The organism is Sphingomonas gei, from assembly GCF_004792685.1.
Classification (GTDB): Bacteria; Pseudomonadota; Alphaproteobacteria; order Sphingomonadales; family Sphingomonadaceae; genus Sphingomonas; species Sphingomonas gei.
On sequence record NZ_SRXT01000004.1, the window covers coordinates 272,870 to 293,315 of the forward strand.

The 20,446-nt window shown below is 66.4% G+C and carries 23 protein-coding genes; 14 read left to right on the forward strand and 9 right to left on the reverse strand.

What is annotated here, in order from left to right; translation table 11 throughout:
* Positions 1-20 precede the first annotated feature (20 nt).
* From E5A73_RS11170 to E5A73_RS11190, 5 genes are all read left to right on the forward strand, one after another.
* Complete coding sequence (locus E5A73_RS11170; protein ID WP_135963907.1) at positions 21-290, forward strand: hypothetical protein; 270 nt, start codon at positions 21-23, stop codon at positions 288-290.
* A gap of 52 nt (positions 291-342) precedes the next feature.
* Complete coding sequence (locus tag E5A73_RS11175; protein WP_206366464.1) at positions 343-801, forward strand: hypothetical protein; 459 nt, start codon at positions 343-345, stop codon at positions 799-801.
* Positions 802-917: 116 nt separating this feature from the next.
* Positions 918-2,162 carry a BtaA family protein gene (locus E5A73_RS11180; protein ID WP_135963908.1) on the forward strand — a complete coding sequence of 415 codons (1,245 nt, stop codon included), beginning with the start codon at positions 918-920 and terminating at the stop codon, positions 2,160-2,162.
* Positions 2,159-2,821 (forward strand): class I SAM-dependent methyltransferase, encoded by a 663-nt coding sequence (locus E5A73_RS11185; protein WP_135963909.1) that lies wholly within the window; start codon positions 2,159-2,161, stop codon positions 2,819-2,821. The genes E5A73_RS11180 and E5A73_RS11185 overlap by 4 nt, the downstream gene beginning before the upstream one ends.
* A 38-nt stretch (positions 2,822-2,859) precedes the next feature.
* On the forward strand, positions 2,860-3,420 hold the full coding sequence (locus E5A73_RS11190) for a Uma2 family endonuclease (RefSeq protein ID WP_135963910.1): 561 nt from the start codon (positions 2,860-2,862) through the stop codon (positions 3,418-3,420).
* A 20-nt stretch (positions 3,421-3,440) separates the two neighbouring features.
* On the opposite strand, the gene hemA is transcribed toward E5A73_RS11190, so the two are convergent.
* Positions 3,441-4,685, reverse strand: a complete 1,245-nt coding sequence (gene hemA / locus E5A73_RS11195) for a 5-aminolevulinate synthase (protein WP_135963911.1) — start codon at positions 4,683-4,685, stop codon at positions 3,441-3,443.
* A 231-nt stretch (positions 4,686-4,916) separates the two neighbouring features.
* Between hemA and E5A73_RS11200 the strand changes: the two genes are divergently transcribed.
* Complete coding sequence (locus tag E5A73_RS11200) at positions 4,917-5,126, forward strand: hypothetical protein (RefSeq protein ID WP_135963912.1); 210 nt, start codon at positions 4,917-4,919, stop codon at positions 5,124-5,126.
* Here E5A73_RS11200 and murI read toward each other — a convergent pair.
* Positions 5,123-5,917: a glutamate racemase gene (murI, locus tag E5A73_RS11205; protein WP_135963913.1), complete on the reverse strand. Its 795-nt coding sequence runs from the start codon at positions 5,915-5,917 to the stop codon at positions 5,123-5,125. The genes E5A73_RS11200 and murI overlap by 4 nt on opposite strands.
* A 122-nt stretch (positions 5,918-6,039) precedes the next feature.
* Here murI and plsY point away from each other — a divergent pair, with 122 nt between their 5' ends.
* Both plsY and dprA read left to right on the forward strand, forming a co-directional pair.
* On the forward strand, positions 6,040-6,624 hold the full coding sequence (gene plsY, locus E5A73_RS11210; protein WP_135964227.1) for a glycerol-3-phosphate 1-O-acyltransferase PlsY: 585 nt from the start codon (positions 6,040-6,042) through the stop codon (positions 6,622-6,624).
* Entirely contained in the window at positions 6,617-7,696 is a 1,080-nt protein-coding gene (gene dprA, locus E5A73_RS11215; protein WP_135963914.1) for a DNA-processing protein DprA, read from the forward strand. Before plsY ends, dprA begins: the two co-directional genes overlap by 8 nt.
* Before the next feature lie 12 nt (positions 7,697-7,708).
* Here dprA and E5A73_RS11220 read toward each other — a convergent pair whose 3' ends face one another.
* Positions 7,709-9,235, reverse strand: coding sequence for a DUF4403 family protein (locus tag E5A73_RS11220; RefSeq protein WP_240700136.1), 1,527 nt, complete (start codon positions 9,233-9,235; stop codon positions 7,709-7,711).
* 127 nt (positions 9,236-9,362) lie between these two features.
* Here E5A73_RS11220 and topA point away from each other — a divergent pair, with 127 nt between their 5' ends.
* Positions 9,363-11,924 (forward strand): type I DNA topoisomerase, encoded by a 2,562-nt coding sequence (topA, locus tag E5A73_RS11225; RefSeq protein ID WP_135963915.1) that lies wholly within the window; start codon positions 9,363-9,365, stop codon positions 11,922-11,924.
* Between the two features lie 142 nt (positions 11,925-12,066).
* Here topA and E5A73_RS11230 read toward each other — a convergent pair whose 3' ends face one another.
* Together E5A73_RS11230 and panC are read right to left on the reverse strand one after the other, a co-directional pair.
* Positions 12,067-12,363, reverse strand: coding sequence for an SEL1-like repeat protein (locus tag E5A73_RS11230; protein ID WP_135963916.1), 297 nt, complete (start codon positions 12,361-12,363; stop codon positions 12,067-12,069).
* Between the two features lie 74 nt (positions 12,364-12,437).
* Positions 12,438-13,286, reverse strand: a complete 849-nt coding sequence (gene panC, locus E5A73_RS11235; protein ID WP_135963917.1) for a pantoate--beta-alanine ligase — start codon at positions 13,284-13,286, stop codon at positions 12,438-12,440.
* Between the two features lie 100 nt (positions 13,287-13,386).
* Between panC and E5A73_RS11240 the strand changes: the two genes are divergently transcribed.
* From E5A73_RS11240 to E5A73_RS11260, 5 genes are all read left to right on the forward strand, one after another.
* Positions 13,387-14,160, forward strand: coding sequence for a division plane positioning ATPase MipZ (locus E5A73_RS11240; protein WP_420822572.1), 774 nt, complete (start codon positions 13,387-13,389; stop codon positions 14,158-14,160).
* The gene (locus E5A73_RS11245) at positions 14,160-14,423 is read left to right on the forward strand and encodes a J domain-containing protein (RefSeq protein WP_135963919.1); all 264 of its coding nucleotides are present in this window, start codon (positions 14,160-14,162) and stop codon (positions 14,421-14,423) included. Before E5A73_RS11240 ends, E5A73_RS11245 begins: the two co-directional genes overlap by 1 nt.
* Positions 14,424-14,519: 96 nt before the next feature.
* Positions 14,520-15,914 (forward strand): phosphoglucomutase/phosphomannomutase PgmG, encoded by a 1,395-nt coding sequence (gene pgmG, locus E5A73_RS11250; protein WP_135963920.1) that lies wholly within the window; start codon positions 14,520-14,522, stop codon positions 15,912-15,914.
* Positions 15,915-15,986: 72 nt separating this feature from the next.
* Positions 15,987-16,169, forward strand: a complete 183-nt coding sequence (locus E5A73_RS11255; protein ID WP_135963921.1) for a hypothetical protein — start codon at positions 15,987-15,989, stop codon at positions 16,167-16,169.
* A 49-nt stretch (positions 16,170-16,218) separates the two neighbouring features.
* Positions 16,219-16,983, forward strand: a complete 765-nt coding sequence (locus tag E5A73_RS11260) for a 3'-5' exonuclease (protein WP_135963922.1) — start codon at positions 16,219-16,221, stop codon at positions 16,981-16,983.
* On the opposite strand, the gene E5A73_RS11265 is transcribed toward E5A73_RS11260, so the two are convergent.
* Genes E5A73_RS11265 through fghA form a run of 4 tightly spaced genes read right to left on the reverse strand, consistent with a single transcriptional unit; the run spans position 16,980 to position 20,441 of the window.
* The gene (locus tag E5A73_RS11265; protein WP_135963923.1) at positions 16,980-17,459 is read right to left on the reverse strand and encodes a DUF1440 domain-containing protein; all 480 of its coding nucleotides are present in this window, start codon (positions 17,457-17,459) and stop codon (positions 16,980-16,982) included. The genes E5A73_RS11260 and E5A73_RS11265 overlap by 4 nt on opposite strands.
* A gap of 20 nt (positions 17,460-17,479) precedes the next feature.
* On the reverse strand, positions 17,480-18,364 hold the full coding sequence (locus tag E5A73_RS11270) for a TraB/GumN family protein (RefSeq protein WP_135963924.1): 885 nt from the start codon (positions 18,362-18,364) through the stop codon (positions 17,480-17,482).
* On the reverse strand, positions 18,358-19,635 hold the full coding sequence (locus tag E5A73_RS11275; RefSeq protein ID WP_240700137.1) for an NAD(P)/FAD-dependent oxidoreductase: 1,278 nt from the start codon (positions 19,633-19,635) through the stop codon (positions 18,358-18,360). The genes E5A73_RS11270 and E5A73_RS11275 overlap by 7 nt, the downstream gene beginning before the upstream one ends.
* A complete protein-coding gene (fghA, locus tag E5A73_RS11280; RefSeq protein WP_135963926.1) occupies positions 19,608-20,441 on the reverse strand; it encodes an S-formylglutathione hydrolase in 834 nt (277 codons plus the stop codon). Before fghA ends, E5A73_RS11275 begins: the two co-directional genes overlap by 28 nt.
* Positions 20,442-20,446 lie beyond the last annotated feature (5 nt).

Genomic DNA, 20,446 nt, shown 5'->3' on the forward strand with positions numbered 1-20,446 from the left:
GACAATCTCTGGAGACCGAAATGCGCAAATCACTTCTCGCCCTGGCGCCTGCGCTCGCGCTTGGCCTCGCTCTGGGCGCCTGCTCGGAGAGTTCGCAGAACAATCTGGCGAGCGCGGTCGAAGACACGGGCGATAGCCTCGAAAATGCCGCCGCCAAGACCGGTGACATGATCGAGAACGGCGCCGATCGCGCAGGCCGGGCGATCGAGAATACCGCCGACGACGTCGGCGACACCCTTGCCGAGGGCACCCGTGACGCTGGCAACGCGATCGACAACAACACCCGCTGATTCGAACATCGCCCGCGCCGCATTGGCGCGGGCGGCCACTGGAGAAAATGTGATGCGCCTCGCGATTTTTGCGCCGCTCGTGCTTGGCCTTTCGGCTTGCAGCACGGCCGACCAGACTGCCCAGGAGAGCGGCAACGCCGTCGCATCGACCGGAGCGGCGGTCGCCAACGCCGTCGAGCAAGGCGCTGATTCGCTCGGCAATACCGTCTCCGACATCGCCGCTCCGGTCGATCGCAACGCCTGGATCGGCCGCTGGATCGGAGTCGAAGGCACCTATCTCGTCATCGCCAAAGGCGACGGCCCCGGCCGATACAAGCTCGAGATGCAATACACGCTCGACGACAAGGGCAGCTTCGAAGGCACCGGCAGGGATGCCGGCATCGCCTTCCGCCGCCCCGACGGCGCGCAGGTGCTGCGTGCCACCGATGGCGTTGCGACCGGGCTCAAATATCTTGCCGGGAAGAAAGACTGCCTCACCGTGAAGCCAGGCGAAGGCTATTGCCGCGGCTGACGTAAATCCGCGTGCGCGAGGGCGCTGGGCCGGTTGACAAGAATCTGTCATACGGCCGGGCTAGTGCGAGGCTTCGCCCGGCGCATGCTGCGGGCGTCCACTCATGGAGGCCGGCCATGCGAACTATTGCCAAAGCGCCCAAAAACGGCGCCGTGCGAGGTGCGGTGCACCGGCACGAACATCTTAGCAAGGAAGGCCTGCTCGAGCGCGCCTTCACCTTTGCGTTCCGCGGCCTCGTCTACGCCCAGATCTGGGAAGACCCGGAGATCGACATGGAGGCGCTGGCGATTACGCCCGATAGCCATGTCGTCACCATCGCTTCGGGCGGGTGCAACGTCTTCTCTTATCTGACGGCGAATCCCAGAGCGATCACCGCGGTCGATCTAAATCCCGCCCACATCGCGCTCAACAAGCTCAAGCAGGCGGCGGCGCAGCGGCTGCCCGATTATGCCAGCTTCCGCGGCTTCTTCGCCGATGCCGACCGCGCGGAGAATGTCGATCTCTACAAGCGCCATTTGCGCGATCACCTCGACGAGACGACGCGCGCGTATTGGGACGCCCGCGACTGGAGCGGACGCCGCCGCATCTCGGGCTTCGCCACCGGCTTTTATCGCCGCGGGCTGCTCGGCCGCCTGATCGGCTTCGCGCATTTCCTCGGCAAGGTTTACCGCATCGATCCGCGCGAGATCCTCGAGGCGCAAACCCGCGAGGAGCAGCGCGCGATCTTCGAGACGCGCTATGCACCCTTTTTCGAGAAGAAGTTCTTCCGCTGGCTCGTCGATCAGCCGGCGGCCCTGTTCGGCTTCGGCATCCCGCCCGTGCAATATGACCTGCTCAAGGCCGACGACGCGCAGGGCATCACCGGCGCACTGAAGAGCCGCCTGCGCAAGCTCGCCTGCGACTTCGATCTCAAGGACAATTATTACGCGTGGCAGGCGTTCGGCCGCGGCTATGGCAAGCATGCCGACGCGCCGCTGCCGCCCTATCTCCAGGCGGGGCGATACGACGAAGTGCATGCGCGTGCCAGTAGGGTCGAGGTTCGCCACCAGAACATGGCCGATTATCTCGAGAGCATGCCGGCGCAGTCGCTCGACCGCTATGTGCTGCTCGACGCGCAGGACTGGATGACCGATGCGCAGCTGACCCGGATCTGGAGCGAGATCACCCGCACTGCCAAGCCCGGCGCGCGGGTGCTGTATCGCACCGCAGCGGTGCCCGACGTCGTGGTGGGGCATGTGGCGCCGGCGATCCTCGACCAGTGGCAATATGCCGATCCGGCGCAACTCGCCGACTGGACCCGCCGCGATCGCTCCTCGGTCTATGGCGCAACGCACCTGTGGACGCTGAAGCCGCATCTATGAGTCAGGCCGGCGGCGCTGCGGAACAGAAGCAGGCGATGGATGCAGTCTATGCGTTCCACCGCCACATCTACGACTTCACGCGGAAATTCTACCTGTTCGGGCGTGACCGCCTGATTGCGCAGCTCGCGCCGCCGCCGAACGGCAGCGTGCTCGAGGTCGGCTGCGGCACCGCGCGCAACTTGATCGTCGCGGCGCGGCGATGGCCCGATGCGCGCTTCTACGGCTTCGACATCAGCGAGGCGATGCTGGAAACCGCCCGCAAGTCGGTGGCAGGCGCGGGCCTGGGCGACCGGATCACCCTCGCCCAGGGCGATGCCGGCAGCTTCGATGTGGAGACGCTGTTCGGGCTGGCGCAGGTCGACCGCGCGTTCATGAGCTACACCTTGTCGATGATCCCGCCCTGGCAGGAAGCGATCGAGCGCGGCGCGGCGTGTCTGGCCCCGGGCGGCAGCCTCCACATCGTCGATTTCGGCCAATATGAGCGGCTGCCGGGCTGGGCGAGGCGGCTGCACTTCAAATCGCTCAACGACTTCCATGTCTTTCCCCGTCGCGAGTTGCCGGCGGTGCTCAAGCGTGTCGCCGAGGCGGAAGGGCTGGGGCTGGACTTCACGCCGCTACATCGTGGCTATGCGTGGAGCGCCGCGCTGCGCCGGGCGTAGGAGTCGCATGGCGCCGGATGTCGTGATAGTGTGAGGATATGAACGAGCAGGTTCGCATTGCCTCCGATCAGGACTGGCGAATAGCCTTCACCGCAGCCGATTTCGAGCGGATGATGCGGCTCGGGGCTTTCGCGGACATGCGAGCCGAGCTGGCTGAGGGGGTGCTCGAAAAGATGATGCCGGCCTTACCGTCGCATGGCGAGCGCAACATCTCGGTCGCGCTTCAATTGCGCAGCGTGCTGCCCGTCGAGAACTTCCGAATCGCATCGGACCTTGCCATCAGGATAGACGAGACGACGGTCCGCGCGGCAGACATCGCGGTTTATGCCAGCGATCTCCCCTCGGACCGCATGCCTGAAGGCAAGGATGTCATGCTGGTCGTCGAGATCGCCGATACTACGCTCTCGCGCGATCTAGGCGTCAAGCGCATCGATTATGGCCGGGCCGGCGTGGCGAATTATTGGGTTATCGACGCTGCCGCCCAAGTCGTACGGGTGATGACCGACCCAAACGCCGACGGATATAGCGTACAGGAAGTCGTTGGTTTCGGTCACCCGCTTCGGGTTCCCGGTGGGGATACGACGATCACGCTCGACTGAGCCGCCGCGCGTCCCGCTGCTTACGCCGCGAGCCGAAGCTCCAGCCGTCCCCAGATCTCGACCAATGCGCCGACGAGTTCGCGCATCATCGCTTCGTCGTGCGCGGGGCCGGGGGTGAAGCGCAGCCGCTCGCTGCCGCGCGGCACGGTGGGATAGTTGATCGGCTGGACGTAGACGCCGTATTCGGCGAGCAGCACGTCGCTGATCTTCTTGGCCTTGACCGGATCGCCGACCATCAGCGGCACGATATGCGTGGTCGACGGGAGCACCGGCAACCCGGCCTCGGCCATCAGCGCCTTGAGCCTGGCGGCCGAAGCCTGCTGGCCGTCGCGCTCGGCGGTGGAGGCCTTGAGATGCCGCACGCTGGCGAGCGCCCCGGCGACCAGCACCGGCGACAGCGAGGTGGTGAAGATGAAGCCTGGGGCATAGCTGCGGATCACGTCGATGACGACCTGGTCGGCGGCGATATAGCCGCCCATCACCCCGAACGCCTTGCCCAAGGTGCCTTCGATGATCGTGATGCGCTCGGCCACGCCGTCGCGCTCGGAGATGCCGCCGCCGCGCGCGCCGTACATGCCGACGGCATGGACCTCGTCGAGATAGGTTAGCGCATTGTACTTGTCGGCGAGGTCGCAGATTTGGGCGATCGGCGCGATGTCGGCGTCCATCGAATAGACGCTCTCGAACGCGATCAGCTTGGGCGCCGAGGGATCGTCGGCGGCGAGCAACTCCTCGAGATGCGCGAGATCGTTGTGGCGGAACACGCGCTTCTCGCAGCCCGAATTGCGGATGCCGGCGATCATCGAGGCGTGGTTCAACTCGTCCGAATAGACGATGCAGCCGGGCATCAGCTTCGCAAGCGTCGACAGCGTCGCCTCGTTCGAGACATAGCCCGAAGTGAACAGCAAGGCGCCTTCCTTGCCGTGCAGGTCGGCGAGCTCGCGCTCGAGCTCGATATGGTAATGGGTGTTGCCGCCGATGTTGCGCGTGCCGCCCGAGCCCGCGCCGACATCGTGGAGCGCTTCCTCCATCGCCGCGATCACATCGGGATGCTGGCCCATTGCGAGATAATCGTTCGAGCACCACACGACGATCGGCTTGGGGCCGTTATGCCCGGCGAAGCAGCGCGCATTGGGATAAGCGCCCTTGTTGCGCAGAACATCGATGAACACCCGGTATCGGCCTTCGGCGTGGAGCCGGCCGATCGCCTGATTGAAGACCCGCGAATAGTCGACTGCGGGTGCCGGGCTGTCCTTGGTGTGCATGGGCCCGCTCCCTACCCCCAAAATCCGTCGAATTCCACCCATACGGAAGGATAGAATGCCGCGTGCGATATGCGCGGCCGGAATGCCGCATTCTCATCCAAAGCCATAGAAAAGATTTTAAAGCGTATGGTAAAGTCCTGATCCGGATCATGATCCGCAAGCTGCCGGAATGCTATGTGATTCGTATCGCGGGCGAATCGGGGCGCAAGCAAGTCCGCGGCAGAGAGATACATGCTCTCGCTTGGTCAGTGGAGCGGCAACATGAGCGGTAACAACAACAGCCGGGACCTCGAATATTATCGGCGGCGCGAACGGCAGGAGCGCGACCATGCTGCGCGGGCGGAAAATACGGTCGCCCAACAGGTCCATCTCGAATTGGCAGAACGCTATTCGAGCTTGCTGCAAAACACGGCAACAAATGCGATGGCAGCGGGAGCCTAGAGCGTCTCGACTTCGACCAGCCCGAACCGCGCCAGCGCAGGCGCAAGCTTGTCGGTACGTGCGCTCCTTGCAGTGAATACCGCGCGCCCGGAAATTGGCTCTGGCCATTGCTGGCCTGCCGTCAAATACGCCACGCGCCGCGCTATTCCGGCGCCGCCATCGATGAAGCTGACCTTGCCGCCAATCGCAGACTCGAGCGCGTCCTGGATCAGCGGAAAGTGCGTGCAGGCATTGACGATCACGTCGATCTCGCCGGCGCGGTCTTGCGACAAAAGCCCTGCCAGCGCGTCCCGAACCGTAGCGATCGACGGCCGCTCGCCGCCGAGCGCGGCTTCGGCCAGTTCGACGAGCTCGGCCGAACCGTGCCGGATCACGGTGCAGTCGGCGGCAAACCGCGCGGCGAGATCGTCGACATAGGGTTGCCGCACCGTCGCATCGGTGCCGAGTACGCCGATCACGCGCGTCCGGCTGCGCTCGGCGGCGGGCTTGATCGCCGGAACGGTGCCGACGATCGGCACGTCGAGCGCCGCCCGGACATGCTGGAGCGCGATCGTCGAGGCCGTGTTGCACGCGATCACGATCAGCCGCGGATCGTAACGCTCGGCAAGCCGACCGAGCAACGCCGGGACCCGCGCGGCGATTTCGGCCTCGCTACGCGTCCCATAGGGAAAACCGGCCGAATCGGCGACATAGACCAATGGCGCTTGCGGCAGCAGCCGCGCCGTCGGCGCGAGCACCGAAAGCCCGCCGACGCCGGAATCGAAGAACAGGATCGGGCGGCTGTCGGTCATGCCGGGCGCATGGCTCGCAGCCGGGCCTCCGTCAACCGTAGGGGCACGGCAGTTGCGCCCTACCCGACATGGATTATGTTGGCGGCGACAGGGGGTCTATTTTGCCAACCGAAATCGTCTGGATGCCTGCCGCTGCCGCGATCCTGCTCGGCTATCTGCTGGGATCGATCCCGTTCGGCGTGCTGCTCACGCGAATCGCCGGGGCGGGCGACCTGCGCCAGATCGGCTCGGGCAATATCGGCGCTACCAACGTGCTGCGCACCGGCCGCAAGGGGCTTGCGGCGGCGACCTTGCTGCTCGATCTCGCCAAGGGCGCGGCGGCGGTGCTGCTCGCCGACTGGCTGTTTCCGGGAACGGCGGTGCTCGCCGGAATGGGGGCGTTCCTCGGCCATTGCTACCCGGTGTGGCTGCGCTTCCGCGGCGGCAAGGGCGTCGCGACGTTGATGGGCATCGTCGTTGCGCTGCATTGGCCTTCGGGCCTGGTCTATGCAGCGGTCTGGCTCGGGCTGCTCGCGGCATTGCGCATCTCGTCGCTCGCCGGGATCAGCGCGGCGATCAGCGCGCCGGTCAGCGCGGCGTTCTGGGGTCGCATCGACCTGGTCCTGCTGCTGCTCGCACTCGCCTTGATCGTGTTGTGGAAGCACCGCGAGAATATCGACCGTCTGCTGAGCGGCACCGAGCCGCGCATCGGCAGCACGCATGGCTGATCCGCGCGAGGCACGGCTGCGGCTGCTGCGCTCGGCGAATATCGGCCCGATCACTTATCGGCATCTGATCGCCCGTTTCGGCACCGCCGCTGCGGCACTCGAGGCGCTGCCGATGCTGGCGGCGCGCGGCGGCGGGCGTGTCCCCGTGATTGCCGACCCGGGCGCGATCCGGCGCGAGATCGCCGTGGTCGAGAAGCTCGGCGCGCGCCACCTGTTCCTCGACGATCCGGACTATCCGCTGCTGCTCGCCGAGCTGGAGAGCGCGCCGCCGGCGCTGATCGTGCGCGGGCAAGTCGCGCTCGCCGAACGGATCTGCGTCGCGATGGTCGGCGCGCGCAATGCCTCGGCGGCGGCGTGCCGGTTCGCCCGCCAGCTCGCACTCGGGCTGGCCGAGCAGGGCGTCACGGTGGTTTCGGGGCTGGCGCGTGGCGTCGACACCGCATCGCATTTCGGGTCGCTCGCCGGCGGCACGATCGGGGTAATCGCCAGCGGGATCGACATCGCCTTCCCGCCGGAAAATGCAGAGTTGCAGGAGCGGGTGGCGCGCGAAGGCCTGCTGATCGCCGAGCAGCCGCCCGGCACCGAGCCGCTCGCCCGCTTCTTCCCTTCGCGCAACCGGATCATCGCCGGTCTGGCGACCGGCACCGTGGTGGTCGAGGCCGCGCCGAGATCGGGTTCGCTGATCACGGCGCGGATCGCCGCCGAAGCCGGCCGCGAAGTGATGGCGGTGCCCGGCTCGCCGCTCGATCCGCGGGCGCAAGGCTGCAATTTGCTGATCCGCGAGGGCGCGACGTTGGTCCAGTCGGTCGCGGATATCCTCGAGGCGATCCGCCCGATCGACGCGCGCGCCGTGCGTTCGCCCGCCAGCCGCTTCGAAGGTCCCCCGCCCGCGGACGCCAGCGATGCCGAGCGACGCAAGGTTACCGGCCTGCTCGGCCCGGTCCCGGTCCAGGTGGACGAGCTCGTCCGCCAGGCTGCGCTCAGCCCGGCGATCGTCCAGACGGTACTGCTCGAGCTCGAACTCGCCGGACGGTTGGAGCGCCACGCCGGCGGCAGAGTGAGCCTCGCCTGACTTCACGCACGATCAGTGCGGCCGATACTCGACTCGCGCCGAACCATCGGCCCAGACCGGCAGATACAGTCCCTGCCCACCCGCCTGCAGCACGCCGGTGCGGACGTCGCCGATGTCCGCGCGGATGACGAAGTCGCCGGTCCTTTTTTCGACGATCGCGCGCTCGACCTTGCCGAGCAATTTCTGGAAATCGCGCTCGAAATTCTGGGTGAGCGATTGCGCGACGACAGTCGCGACCGCCGGATTGCGGACGAGCTGGACCAGAATGTCGCCGCCGACGCCATCGGTGTTGCCGTTCACCGCCAGCGCCTCGAACGCGACGCGCTGCGAATTGGGCGCATTGACCGGCTTCGCGGTGATCCAGACGATCCCGCGCGTCTCCTCGCTGCTGCCCTCGGGGTGGGCCATCAGCGTGAGACCCACCGCGATCCGCCCGCCGCTCGTGCCGTAGCCGACGACCTTCTCGAATCGCGCCCGCACCGGCCCGATCCCGGGCAACTCGAACGGCCGCTGCGATCTTTTGGTCAGCGCCTTCAGGATCACCGGCTCGAGCTGGGCATAATCGGCGATCACCGGCACGAAGAAGCGCAATTGCGCACCGCCTGCGTCGCGGGTCAGCGGCGGGAGCGGGATGGGTTTCGGATCCTGCGGGCGCGGGCCGACAAAGGTCTCGGTCAGCGCCGCCATTCCCAGCTTGAGCCGCAGCTTGCCGCCCGACAGGCTGTATCCGCCATAGCTCAGCCGCTGCGGCGTTATCCGCATCCACACCGGCGGGTTGTCTTTGTTGAGTTCCAGCGCGGTGAAGCTCTGGCGCCACGCATCGGCGACCTTGGCGCGGATGTTGAGCTTGGCGATCTCCGCCGGCAGCGTGCGCTCCAGCTCGGCGACGATCGGCTGGAGCTTCTCGTCGGCCTTGTCGGTGAAGGTGATTCGCTTGCCCAGCAAGTCGATCCCGGGAGGGTCGGTCCAGTCATAAGCGAGATCCACCTTGGCCGTCGCGCGCCAGTCCTCGTGCAGCGTCAGCCGGACGCGGGCATGGACCATCGCCGATCCGGTCGCGGTCTTGCCCTTCAGCACACCGCCGACATCGCGTGCGGCGATCGTCGCGTGGATCGGCACGTCGGCGATGATGTCCTCGCCTTGTCCACGCAGCCGGACCGGCGCGCGGGTGACCGTGCCGGTGACGGTGCAGCCCAGCGACGGCGTGACCTTCAGGCTCTTCTTGAACAGCCGCACCCGCGCCGGCGGAACGCATTCGTCGAGATGCTTGTCGATCGACCACAAAGTGCGCGGGATCGCCCGCTCCAGCGCCTGCGACAACACCGAGGTGTTGACGTCGAGCGGCACGGCGATCGCCGAGACGTGGCGCGGCGCCTCGATCGGATCGGTCACGCGGGGCGGCGGCTCGACGGCGGTGTCGCGCGCGAAGATCATCAGGGCGATCGCGCCCGCGGCGAGCAGCGCCGCGAGCACCAGCAAGGCGATCCAGATGCGGCGACGGCGGGGTGCGGGGGGCGGCAGGGATTCCGGGTTGGTCAATTCGGCCTCCATGCTGCGCGCGCTGGATACGCCCCACGATCCGTGCGGTTCCGCAACGACCCCGCTTGACGCCGCCTCCAACCGGTCCCCACCTTACACGCGTACACGTGAGGATAGCTTAACCCCCATGCAGCTCGTCATCGTCGAATCGCCCGCCAAGGCGAAGACCATCGAAAAATATCTCGGCTCGGACTATCGCGTCCTCGCTTCCTACGGCCATGTCCGCGACCTGCCGCCGCGCGACGGGTCGGTGAACCCCGAAGACGGGTTCGCGATGGAGTGGGAGACCTATGCCGACAAGTCGAAGCAGCTAAAGGCGATCTCCGATCTCGCCAAGACTGCCGACCGCCTGATCCTCGCGACCGATCCCGATCGCGAAGGCGAGGCGATCAGCTGGCACGTCCAGGAAGTGCTCCGCAACAAGAAGGTGCTTCCCAAGGAAGTCGAGCGAGTCACCTTCAATGCGATCACCAAGCCGGCGATCCTGGCGGCGATGAAGGCCCCGCGCGAGCTCGATACCGATCTGATCGATGCCTATCGCGCCCGGCGTGCGCTCGACTATCTCGTCGGCTTCACGCTCTCGCCGGTGCTGTGGCGCAAGTTGCCGGGCGCCAAGTCGGCCGGCCGCGTGCAATCGGTCGCGCTGCGCATCATCGTCGATCGCGAGCGCGAGATCGAGAGCTTCAAGCCCCAGGAATATTGGTCGGTCACCGCCGACATGGAGCAGGACGGCACCCCGTTCGTAGCGCGGCTGGTCAAATATAAGGGCGACAAGATCGATCGCCTGACGATCGGCGCGGAAGGCACTGCGCTCGCCGCCAAGAAGGCGGTCGAGGAGGGCCGCTTCTCGGTCGCCTCGGTCGAGACCAAGCCGGCGATGCGCAACCCGCCGCCGCCCTTCACCACCTCGACGCTACAGCAGGAAGCCGCGCGCAAGCTCGGCTTCTCGGCGAGCCACACGATGCGCATCGCGCAGGGGCTCTACGAGGACGGCGCGATCACCTATATGCGTACCGACGGCGTCCAGATGGACCCGGATGCGATCCAGGAGGCGCGCAGGGCCGTCGCGACGCGCTATGACGGCGGCTACGTGCCCGACAAACCACGAATCTACACCACCAAGGCCAAGAACGCGCAGGAAGCCCATGAGGCGATCCGCCCGACCGACTTTTCCAAGGACAAGGCCGGCAGCGGCGATCATGGCCGGCTGTACGACCTGATCTGGAAGCGTGCGCTCGCCAGCCAGATGGCGTCGGCGCGGATGGAACGCACCACGATCGACCTCGAGGACGGCACCGGCCAGCACGGGCTGCGCGCCACCGGCCAGGTCGTGCTCTTCCCCGGCTATCTCGCGCTCTACGAAGAAGGCCGCGACGATGAGGGCGACGAGGATTCGCGCCGCCTGCCGCGCATGTCCGCGGGCGACGCGCCGGCCAAGAAGGCGGTCAACGCCGAGCAGCATTTCACCCAGCCGCCGCCGCGCTTCTCCGAAGCCTCCTTGGTCAAGCGGCTCGAGGAGCTCGGCATCGGCCGCCCGTCGACCTATGCTTCGATCATCCAGACCCTCAAGGATCGCGCTTATGTGCGGATCGAGAAGAACCGCTTCTTCGCGGAGGAGAGCGGCCGGCTGGTGACGGCGTTCCTCGAGCGCTTCTTCGAGAAATATGTCGGATATGATTTCACCGCCGAGCTCGAGGAAGAGCTGGACGACGTCTCCGGCGGCCGCGCCGAATGGCAGGCAGTGCTCGAATCCTTCTGGAAGGATTTCAAGCCGCGCACGACGGAAGTGATGGAGCAGAAGCCGAGCGAAGTCACCGCCGCGCTCGATCTGTTCCTCGAACCCTATCTGTTTCCGGCCAAGGCCGATGGCAGCGATCCGCGGCTCTGCCCCAATTGCGGCAATGGTCGGCTGGCGCTGCGCGGCGGCAAGTTCGGCGCATTCGTGGCGTGCTCGAACTATCCCGACTGCAAATTCACCCGCCGCTTCGGCGAGCCGGGGGGCGACGGCGCCGAATCGACCGGGCCCGAAGTGCTGGGCGTGGACCCCGACACCGGGCTCAACGTCGAGCGCAAATCGGGGCGCTTCGGCCCTTATATCCAGCTCGGCGAGGGCAAGGAGGCGGCGCGTGCGTCGATCCCCAAGGATGTCGAGCTCGATCTCGAATGGGCGCTCAAGCTGCTCAAGCTGCCGCGGACGGTGGGTAACCATCCCGAGAGCGGCCAGCCGATCACGGCGTCGATCGGCCGCTACGGCCCGTATCTGGCGCATGCCGGCAAATATGCCCGGCTCCAGTCGACCGCCGAAGTGTTCGAGACCGGGATGAACGCCGCCGTGGTCAAGCTCGCCGAGGCGGCGGCTAATGGCGGGCGCCCGGCGCGGGGGGCCGCGCGTGAGCCGCTCAAGATACTCGGGCCGCATCCGCGCACCGAAGCCGAGATCAAGCTGATGGAAGGCCGCTACGGCGCCTATGTCACCGATGGCGAGACCAATGCGACTTTGCCCAAGTCGATCGACAAGGACCAGCTGACGCTCGAGGAAGCCGCCCAGTTGATCGACGCGCGTGCGGCGGCGGGACCGCCCAAGGGCAAGGGCAAGAAAAAGGTCGCGCCGAAAAAGGCGGCGGCCAAAGCGCCGGCCAAGAAGGCTGCTGCCAAGAAGCCGGCGGTTAAGAAAGCCGCTAAGGAATAATCATCGTCACCCCCCGCGAAAGCGGGGCCCCATCTCCGGCGAATCCAGCGAAGACGACAGCTGTTGTATCGAGTGGAGCGTGCGGGAGATGGGTCCCCGCTTTCGCGGGGATGACGACCGTGGTCGCTGAGAGACACCAACCTCAGGCCGCGCGCATCTCCAGCCCACGCAGCCAGGCCCGCGCTGCCTTTTGCGCGTCGGTGATCTCGCGCGCGGTCATGTCCTCGGAAATCTCGGCGCGGCACTCGGCGGCGCGGTCGCTGCCCGAGACGGCGGCGATGTTGAACCATTTATGCGCTTCGACCAGATCGACGGCGACGCCCTCGGCGCCGCTCGAATAGACGATGCCCAAATCGAAACATGCCTTCGAGTCACCGCGCGCTGCGTCACTCAGCCGGCTCTCGATCAGGAAACGTGCGCTCTTGATGCTGTTGGCCATTGCCGCTCATCCAATTGCTGATCCCTAGTGTTGCAAGGATTGGCAGGTAAGCGGGAAACAAAAGGTTAATGCGGTTAACCGTATTCACTCGTAGTCACGGGAATGTTGTCGATCAGCCGCGTGCCGCCGATCCGAGCCGCGGCGAGCAACCGCATCGCACGGCCCTCGATCGGGTCGCCCAGCGTCTCGGCATCGGCCAGCGTGACATAATCGATATCGAAGCCCGCGGCGGTCAGTATCTCGCGCGCCTGCGCCAGCGCCGCTTCCGAGTCGCCGCTTTTGGCGATCGTCCGTTCGACCAGACCCAGCGCACGCGGCAGCGCCACCGCCTGCGCGCGGTCCTCGGGAGTCAGGTATGCGTTGCGCGACGAGAGCGCGAGCCCGTCATCCTCACGCTGGGTCATCACCCCCTGGATTTCGAGGTCGAGATCGAGGTCCGCGACGAGACGGCGAATCACGGCGAGCTGTTGCCAGTCCTTTTCGCCGAACAAGGCGACATCCGGCCGGACCTGGTTGAATAGCTTCGCCACCACCGTCGCGACTCCGTCGAAATGGCCGGGGCGATGCGCGCCGTCGAGCACCTCGCTCACGCCACCCACCGAGATGTTGGTGGCGAAGCCCGCGGGATACATCGTTTCGACCGGCGGCAGCCACAGCAAGTCGACTCCCGCCGCCGCGAGCATCCGCGAATCCGCCAGCTCCTTGCGCGGATATTGGGCTAGATCCTCGTTCGGGCCGAACTGCTTCGGATTGACGAAGATCGACACCACCACGCGTTGCGCCGCGCGCTTCGCCGCCTCGACCAGCGCCATGTGCCCGTCGTGCAGCGCCCCCATCGTCGGCACCAGCGCGACGCGTTCGCCCGCCGCGCGCCAAGTGGCGACGGCGCCGCGAAGGGCATCGAGTTGACGGACGGTTTGCACGCTTGATCACTTTCGATACAACAGGAGCGCGGCCTTCTATGGGGCGCGGGCGGCTGGATCAATAAAGGATGTTGTGCGATTGACCGACGGAGCTAAGCGCTTGCACGTGCTCGTTTTTGCCAATGAAAAGGGCGGCACCGGCAAGTCCACGACGGCAGTCCACGCAGCGATCGCGCTCGCCGCGAAGGGTGCGCGGGTGGCATGCTTCGACTTGGATCATCGCCAGCGCACGATGGGGCGCTATCTCGACAATCGCCGCGCGACGGTCAAGCGGATGGGGCGCGAACTGCCGACGCCTGAATATGAGACGCATGACGGCGAGAGCATGGATTTCTTTTCCGATGCGCTCGAACGGCTCGGTTCGCGCGCCGACTTCCTGGTCATCGACACGCCGGGGCGCGACGACAAGTTCGCCCGCATCGCCGTCACCAACGCCGACACGCTCGTCACCCCGATGAACGACAGCTTCGTCGATTTCGACCTGATCGGCCATGTCGATCCCGATACCTACAAGGTCACCCGCCCGAGCTTCTATTCCGAGCTGATCTGGGAATCGCGCAAGCGCCGCGCCAAGGCCGATGGCGAGACGATCGACTGGGTGGTGCTGCGCAATCGCATGCAGCACATCGAGGCGCGCAACATGCGCCGCGTCTCCGAAGCGATCGACCAGCTCTCCAAGCGCGTCGGCTTTCGGGTGATCTCCGGCCTGTCCGAGCGCGTCATCTATCGCGAACTGTTTCCGCAGGGGCTGACGATGCTCGACAGTCGCGAATTCGGCGAGATGGGGCTCAGCCATGTCGCCGCGCGACAGGAGTTGCGCGAAATGATGGCGGGACTCGCACTTCCCGAAGTCACCATGCCGCTGTTCGCCTGATGGCCAAGGCTATCCTCGCGGCGCTGATCTTCGCTGCGCTCTGGTACCTGTTCGTCAAGCCCCGGCCCAAGCCTCGCGCGCCCAAAATGCCGCAGGACGAAGCCCGCGCGATCCTCGGCGTCGGCGCCGATGCCGACGAGCAAGCGATCCGCAGCGCGCACCGCCGGCTGGTCAGCGCGGTCCATCCCGACAAGGGCGGATCGGAGGAGCTGACCCGGCGGATCAATGCGGCGCGCGATACGTTGCTTCGCCGTAGCGCATAGCCCACACGGGCCGCCGCTTCGCGCTTGTTACGCATGCGCAATTGAACTTTCGCCCCGCTCGCGATTTACGCGGGCAACATCTTCCCCGGAGGCACCATGACGCACCGTTTCGATCCCACTTCGCTGCGCGAGTACGACATTCGCGGAATCGTGGGGGAAGCGCTCGGACCCGATGACGCGCGCGCGATCGGCCGCGGCTTCGCAACCCTGGTCCGCCGCGCCGGCGGGCACCGGGTGGCGGTGGGCCGTGACGGCCGCAACTCGTCGCTCGAGTTCGAGGCGGCTCTGGTCGAAGGGCTGACAGCGTCGGGCTGCGACGTGGTGCGCATCGGCCTCGGCCCCACGCCGATGCTATATTATGCCGAGGCAGTGCTCGAGGTAGATGGCGGCATCCAGATAACCGGCAGCCATAATCCCGGCAATTACAACGGCTTCAAGATGGTGCTGCAGCATCTCCCGTTCTTCGGCGAGGACATCCAGACGCTCGGCCGGATGGCCGAGCAAGGCGACTGGGAATCGGTCGAGCCCGGCGACGAGGGCATTGTCAGCGACTACGACATCCTCGACGATTATGTCGGGCGGCTGATGGCAGGGTACGCCGGCGGCGCCTATCGCGTCGGATGGGATACGGGCAATGGCGCCGCCGGTCCGGTGGTCGAGAAGCTCGTCAAGTTGCTGCCGGGTGAGCATCATACGATCTTCACCGAAGTGGACGGCAATTTCCCGAACCATCATCCCGATCCCACCGAGGAAAAGAACCTCGCCGACCTCAAGCGACTTGTCGCCGAGAAGAACCTCGATTTCGGACTGGCTTTCGACGGCGACGGCGACCGGCTGGGCGCGATCGACGGACAGGGCCGGGTGGTCTGGGGCGACCAGCTTCTGTCCATTTTGGCCGAACCCGTGCTGCGCGAGCTGCCCGGCGCGACGATCATCGCCGACGTCAAGGCCAGCCAGGCGCTGTACGACCGCGTCGCCGAGCTGGGCGGTCAGCCTTTGATGTGGAAGACCGGGCACAGCTTGATCAAGACCAAGATGAAGGAAACCGGGGCGCCGCTGGCGGGCGAGATGAGCGGCCATATCTTCTTCGCGCACAATTATTATGGCTTCGACGACGCGCAATATGCCGCGATCCGGCTGATCCAGGCGGTCCATGTGATCGGCAAGTCGCTCACCCAGATCAAGGACGAGATGCCGGCGATGATCAACACGCCGGAGATGCGCTTCCAAGTATCGGATACGCGCAAGTTCGCGGTGATCGACGAAGTGCTCGAGCGGCTCGAGGCCGAAGGCGCCGACGTCAACCGCACCGACGGTGCGCGCGTCAACACCCCCGATGGCTGGTGGCTGCTGCGCGCCTCGAACACCCAGGACGTGCTCGTTGCGCGCGCCGAGGCCAAGAGCCAGGATGGCCTCGATCGACTGATGGCGATGATCGATGCGCAGCTCGCCGCAAGCGGGCTGGAGCGGGGTCCGCAAGCCGCACATTGATTCACGCCACCACTTGAGCGGATGGAACCTTGATCTGGATCAAGAGTTTGTCCGCTCGAGTGGGAGCGGGCCGTGCGTGAAAAGACCGTCAAGGACATTGCCGAGATAGAAGACGCGCAGGCCGCGCTTCGCGAAAGCATCGAGGCGACCAAGGAACTGGCCGAACGCGCCGAGGAGCTGCTGCAGAAGCACAAGGCCCGTGTCGGGCAGGAGAGCGGCGCTCCAAGCGACCCGACGGCGGTGTCGACGAAGTAGCCGCAAGTTTCGGCTGGTATTTCATGACGTCACGCCCCACCTAGCCGGCATGGCCTCCCGCGCCCCCTCGCTCATCCGCGTCATTGATCTCGAAACCACCGGCCAGGCACCGCCTGCGCACGGCGTCTGCGAGATTGGCTGGCAGGACATTGCGCTCCAGCCCGATGGGCGCTGGGAGATTTATGGCGACGGCGGCAACCGGATGGTCAATCCAGGCCGCCAGATTCCGCCGCTGACGATGGCGGTCCACCATATCCGCGACGAGGACGTCGCCGACGCGCCGTATTGGCACGATGTCGCCCGGCCGGTGCTCGATCCATGGCCGCGCCGCATCGCGCTGGCGGCGCACCGCGCCGATTTCGAGCAGCAATTCTGCACGGCCTCTCTCACCCGCGGCGCCGACTGGATCTGCACCTGGAAATGCGCGATGCGGCTATGGCCGAGTTCGCCGGGCTTCTCGAACCAGATGCTGCGCTATTGGCGCAAGCCCGTGGGGATGGAGCACGAACGCGGCCTGCCGGCGCACCGCGCGTTTCCCGACGCCTACGTCACGGCCTTTCATCTGCGCGACATGCTCAACGAAGCCAGCGTCGAGCAATTGATTGCATGGTCGAACGAACCCGGGCTGCTGCCGCGGGTCCGCTACGGCCCCGATCGCGGCAAGGAATGGAGCGAGATCGACGACGACTCGCTCGCGGTCTTCCTGGGCGACCGCGATATCGACGTCCGCCACACTGCCGAGCAGGAGCATATCCGCCGCACTGGGGGCGGTCCGGTGGGCCGCAATGCGGCGACCCAAGACTTGCTGCTCTAGCGCCGCCCGGCGATCAGCGCGCGCACGCCTTCGAGAACCCAGCCATAGACAAGGTGCGATGCGGCGCCATAAGCGTGCGCGATCAACGGTGTCTCGTCCGCCGCCGGCGCGAGCCCCGCAGCGGGCACCGCAGCCTCGTCGACCAATGCGGCGGTGGCGATGCCATAGGCGCTGCCAAACCCCGAACGCGCCTCGGGCCGGTATTCGGCGAGCACGCCATAGATGCCGCCGATCACGGCGCCGGCGACATAATGGACCGCTTGTCCCGCCGCCGCACGATACAGCTCGGGAACGGGATCGCCAATCACTGCCAGGCTCGCGGCATCGGCCGCCTTCACCGTCGCCGGATCCTCGTCGCCATTGTCGGGCAACAGCTTCTGCGCCTGCGCCTGGAACGCCGCCATTGCGGCTGAGGCGACCAGTCCGGCGGCGACGCCGGCAAGGAGGCCGAGAAGGGGGCGCGGGCCTTTGGACATGCGAATCTCTCCGAGAGCAATCAGTAGCGGATGTGCTTGGCGGAGAGCTTGCGCTTCGCCAGCCACGCCTGAACGCTGTCGCGACCTGCAAGGTGCCCGGCGCCGACGGCGATGAACACATTTCCGGGAGTCTGCATGCGCTGCTCGATCCATTCGGCCCAGCGCGCGTTGCGATCGGACAACAGCCTTTTGCCGATCTCCGGTGTCTCGCGCATGCCTTCGTTGAGCAAAGCCGCCAGCGATTCGGGATCGCCCGCGGCCCAGCTCGCCACCATCTTGTCGAGCTCGCTGCCCATTTTCGGGAACTCGTCCACCGTCGAGACGAGGAACTGGATCTGGAGCGGCTCGGGCAGCGAGTCGAAATAGCCGAGCTGCTGTTCGGCGGTCTCGAGCCCTTCCAGCTTCTTGCCCGCGGCCTTGGCGGCGGCGGAGATGGTGCGCTCGGCCCCGCTCTCGGGATTGTAGCCGAGCTTGGGCAGCCCCGCGACGCTCAGCGTGACGGCGGCGAACCACGGATCGAACCGATCGAGCGATGCTGCCGGGATGCCGAGATCGGCAAGCGCCTTGGTATAAGCCGGGCGCTTTTCGGCGGGCAATTTGTCGGTCAGCGCGGGGCCGGCGGGATTGACTGCGAGCTTCATGATCATGCCCGCCATCGTCGCCTGATCGGGCTCGATCATCTCGAGCATGATCTGATCGCTCTGGTTGAACGCCGCCCAGACCGCTTCGTCGAACCAGCTGAGCCCCGGCTTGAGCACATGCACGGTGCCGAACAGATAGATTGTGGTGTCGGCATCCTCCACCACCCACAATGCCGGATCGGCGTCCTTGAGCGCCTGCGCATGTGCCGGGGCGGCGATAGCCAGCGCGAGGGCGGCCAGCGCCGGCCGCAAAAAGTTCAGCATCCTGTTGCCCCTTTTGGAATATCCACGGCTGCGAGGTCCTTGAGCGGGGTCAGGCTGTCTGCAAGCCGCGCCGGATCGATCGCCGCCGCTTCGAGCACGAGCTTGCGGCCCTGGACATAGTCCCTGGTCGCATTGACGCAATCGAGCGCGATCACGCGGCTGGCGCGCAGATAGAGCAGCGAGAAGCTGCGGCTCGCCGGATCGCCGCGCAGGACGGTCGCCTCATGCCCGGACGAGATGCCGATGGTCTGGAGCTTGAGGTCGTACTGGTTCGACCAGAACCACGGCACCGAGTCATAAGCAGCCTCGATGCCTAATATCGTCTTGGCCGCCACCGTCGCCTGATCGTTGGCGTTCTGCACCGATTCGAGTCGAATGCAGCGATCCTCGGCGAAGCGATTGGCATGCAGCGCGCAATCGCCGACGGCGAATATGTCCGGCAGCGAAGCGCGGCATTGCGCGTCGACCAGCACGCCATTGCCGCCATTCGCGCCGGCATCGAGCAACGGCGCGACGGCCGGCTCGATGCCGATGCCGACGATCGCCATCTCGGCGGGCACGGTCTCGCCGCCGGTGAGCCGGACGCCAGTGACGCGGCCGCTGCCTTCGATCGCCTCGACGGTGACGCCGAGCCGGATCTCGACGCCGTGGGCGCGGTGTTCCGTCTCGAAGAAGCGCGACAGCGGCTCGCCGGCGACCCGCGCCAGCACGCGGTCCTGCGCCTCGAGCACGGTCACTTCGCGGCCGAGCTTCGCCAGCACCGCCGCAGCCTCCAATCCGATATAGCCCCCGCCGATCACCGCGACGTGGCGCACGTCGGGCAGTTCGGCGATCATCGCATCGACATCGGCGCGGGTGCGGACGGTGTGGATCCCGGCCAGATCGCCGCCGATACAGGCCAGCCGCCGGGGCTTGCCGCCGGTCGCCCAGATCAGCGTGCCATAGCCGATCGTCTCCCCATCGGCAGTGGTGACATCGTGGTTGACCGAGTCGACTCGCGTCACCGAGCGCCCGGGAAGCAGTGCCACCTGCCGCTCGTCCCAGAACGCGGCGTTGCGGATCAGCAGCCGCTCGAACGGCTTGTCGCCAGCGAGATATTCCTTGGAGAGCGGCGGGCGCTCATAAGGCAGCTCGGGCTCGTCGCCGAGCAGCCCGATCGATCCGGCGAACTTGTGCTGGCGCAGCGCGATCGCGGCCTGGGCGCCGGCATGCCCGGCGCCGACGATCAGGACGTCGTAGCGGCTCACGCCTTCAGCCGCAGCGCGTGCCAAGCGACATGATCGGCAAGGAAGCTCGAGACGAAATAATAGCTGTGATCGTAGCCCGGCTGGAGCCGCAGCGTCAGCGGGATATGGGCAGCGTCACAGGCTGCCTGCAGCAGCTCGGGGCGGAGCTGCTCGTGGAGAAACGGGTCGGCGTCGCCGACATCGACGAGCAGCTCGGGCACGCGCGCGCCATCGAGGATCAGCGCGCAGGCGTCATAGCGCCGCCACGCCGCGCGATCGGTGCCGAGATAGCCGGCGAGCGCCTTCTCGCCCCAGGGCACGACGCTCGGCGCGACGATCGGCGCGAAGGCCGAGACGCTGCGGAACCGCCCGGGATTGCGCAGCGCCACGGTCAGCGCACCGTGCCCGCCCATCGAATGGCCGGTGATCCCCTGCCGTGCCAGGTCGGCGGGGAATTCGGCGGCGATCAGCTCGGGCAGCTCGCGTTCGATATAGTCGCGCATCTGGAAGTGCGACGTCCAGGGCGCCTCGGTCGCATCGACATAGAAGCCGGCGCCCTGGCCGAAATCATAGGCCTCGTCGTCCGGCACGCCCTCGCCTCGCGGCGAAGTGTCGGGCGCGACGAATATCACGCCCTGTTCGGCGCAGGCACGGCGATATTCGCCCTTGTCGGTGACGTTGGCATGGGTGCAGGTCAGCCCCGAGAGATACCAGAGCACCGGCAGCTTCGCGCCCGCCGCATGCGGCGGGACATAGACCGAAAAAATCATGTCGGTGCCGGTCGCTGCCGAGGCGTGGCGATAGACGCCCTGCACGCCGCCATGCGCCTTGTGGGTGGAGAGGGTTTCCATGCGAG

Excerpts from the sequence above, each read along its gene's own strand:
- E5A73_RS11245 (WP_135963919.1), top strand. The coding sequence starts at position 14,160 with ATGGCCAAGGCTATCCTCGCGGCGCTGATCTTCGCTGCGCTCTGGTAC.
- fghA (WP_135963926.1), bottom strand. The coding sequence starts at position 20,441 with ATGGAAACCCTCTCCACCCACAAGGCGCATGGCGGCGTGCAGGGCGTC.
- dprA (WP_135963914.1), top strand. The coding sequence starts at position 6,617 with ATGGCTGATCCGCGCGAGGCACGGCTGCGGCTGCTGCGCTCGGCGAAT.
- E5A73_RS11230 (WP_135963916.1), bottom strand. The coding sequence starts at position 12,363 with ATGGCCAACAGCATCAAGAGCGCACGTTTCCTGATCGAGAGCCGGCTG.
- E5A73_RS11190 (WP_135963910.1), top strand. The coding sequence starts at position 2,860 with ATGAACGAGCAGGTTCGCATTGCCTCCGATCAGGACTGGCGAATAGCC.
- E5A73_RS11260 (WP_135963922.1), top strand. The coding sequence starts at position 16,219 with ATGGCCTCCCGCGCCCCCTCGCTCATCCGCGTCATTGATCTCGAAACC.
- E5A73_RS11200 (WP_135963912.1), top strand. The coding sequence starts at position 4,917 with ATGCTCTCGCTTGGTCAGTGGAGCGGCAACATGAGCGGTAACAACAAC.
- E5A73_RS11265 (WP_135963923.1), bottom strand. The coding sequence starts at position 17,459 with ATGTCCAAAGGCCCGCGCCCCCTTCTCGGCCTCCTTGCCGGCGTCGCC.
- hemA (WP_135963911.1), bottom strand. The coding sequence starts at position 4,685 with ATGCACACCAAGGACAGCCCGGCACCCGCAGTCGACTATTCGCGGGTC.
- E5A73_RS11175 (WP_206366464.1), top strand. The coding sequence starts at position 343 with ATGCGCCTCGCGATTTTTGCGCCGCTCGTGCTTGGCCTTTCGGCTTGC.
- E5A73_RS11180 (WP_135963908.1), top strand. The coding sequence starts at position 918 with ATGCGAACTATTGCCAAAGCGCCCAAAAACGGCGCCGTGCGAGGTGCG.
- topA (WP_135963915.1), top strand. The coding sequence starts at position 9,363 with ATGCAGCTCGTCATCGTCGAATCGCCCGCCAAGGCGAAGACCATCGAA.
- plsY (WP_135964227.1), top strand. The coding sequence starts at position 6,040 with ATGCCTGCCGCTGCCGCGATCCTGCTCGGCTATCTGCTGGGATCGATC.
- murI (WP_135963913.1), bottom strand. The coding sequence starts at position 5,917 with ATGACCGACAGCCGCCCGATCCTGTTCTTCGATTCCGGCGTCGGCGGG.
- E5A73_RS11170 (WP_135963907.1), top strand. The coding sequence starts at position 21 with ATGCGCAAATCACTTCTCGCCCTGGCGCCTGCGCTCGCGCTTGGCCTC.
- E5A73_RS11185 (WP_135963909.1), top strand. The coding sequence starts at position 2,159 with ATGAGTCAGGCCGGCGGCGCTGCGGAACAGAAGCAGGCGATGGATGCA.
- pgmG (WP_135963920.1), top strand. The coding sequence starts at position 14,520 with ATGACGCACCGTTTCGATCCCACTTCGCTGCGCGAGTACGACATTCGC.
- E5A73_RS11270 (WP_135963924.1), bottom strand. The coding sequence starts at position 18,364 with ATGCTGAACTTTTTGCGGCCGGCGCTGGCCGCCCTCGCGCTGGCTATC.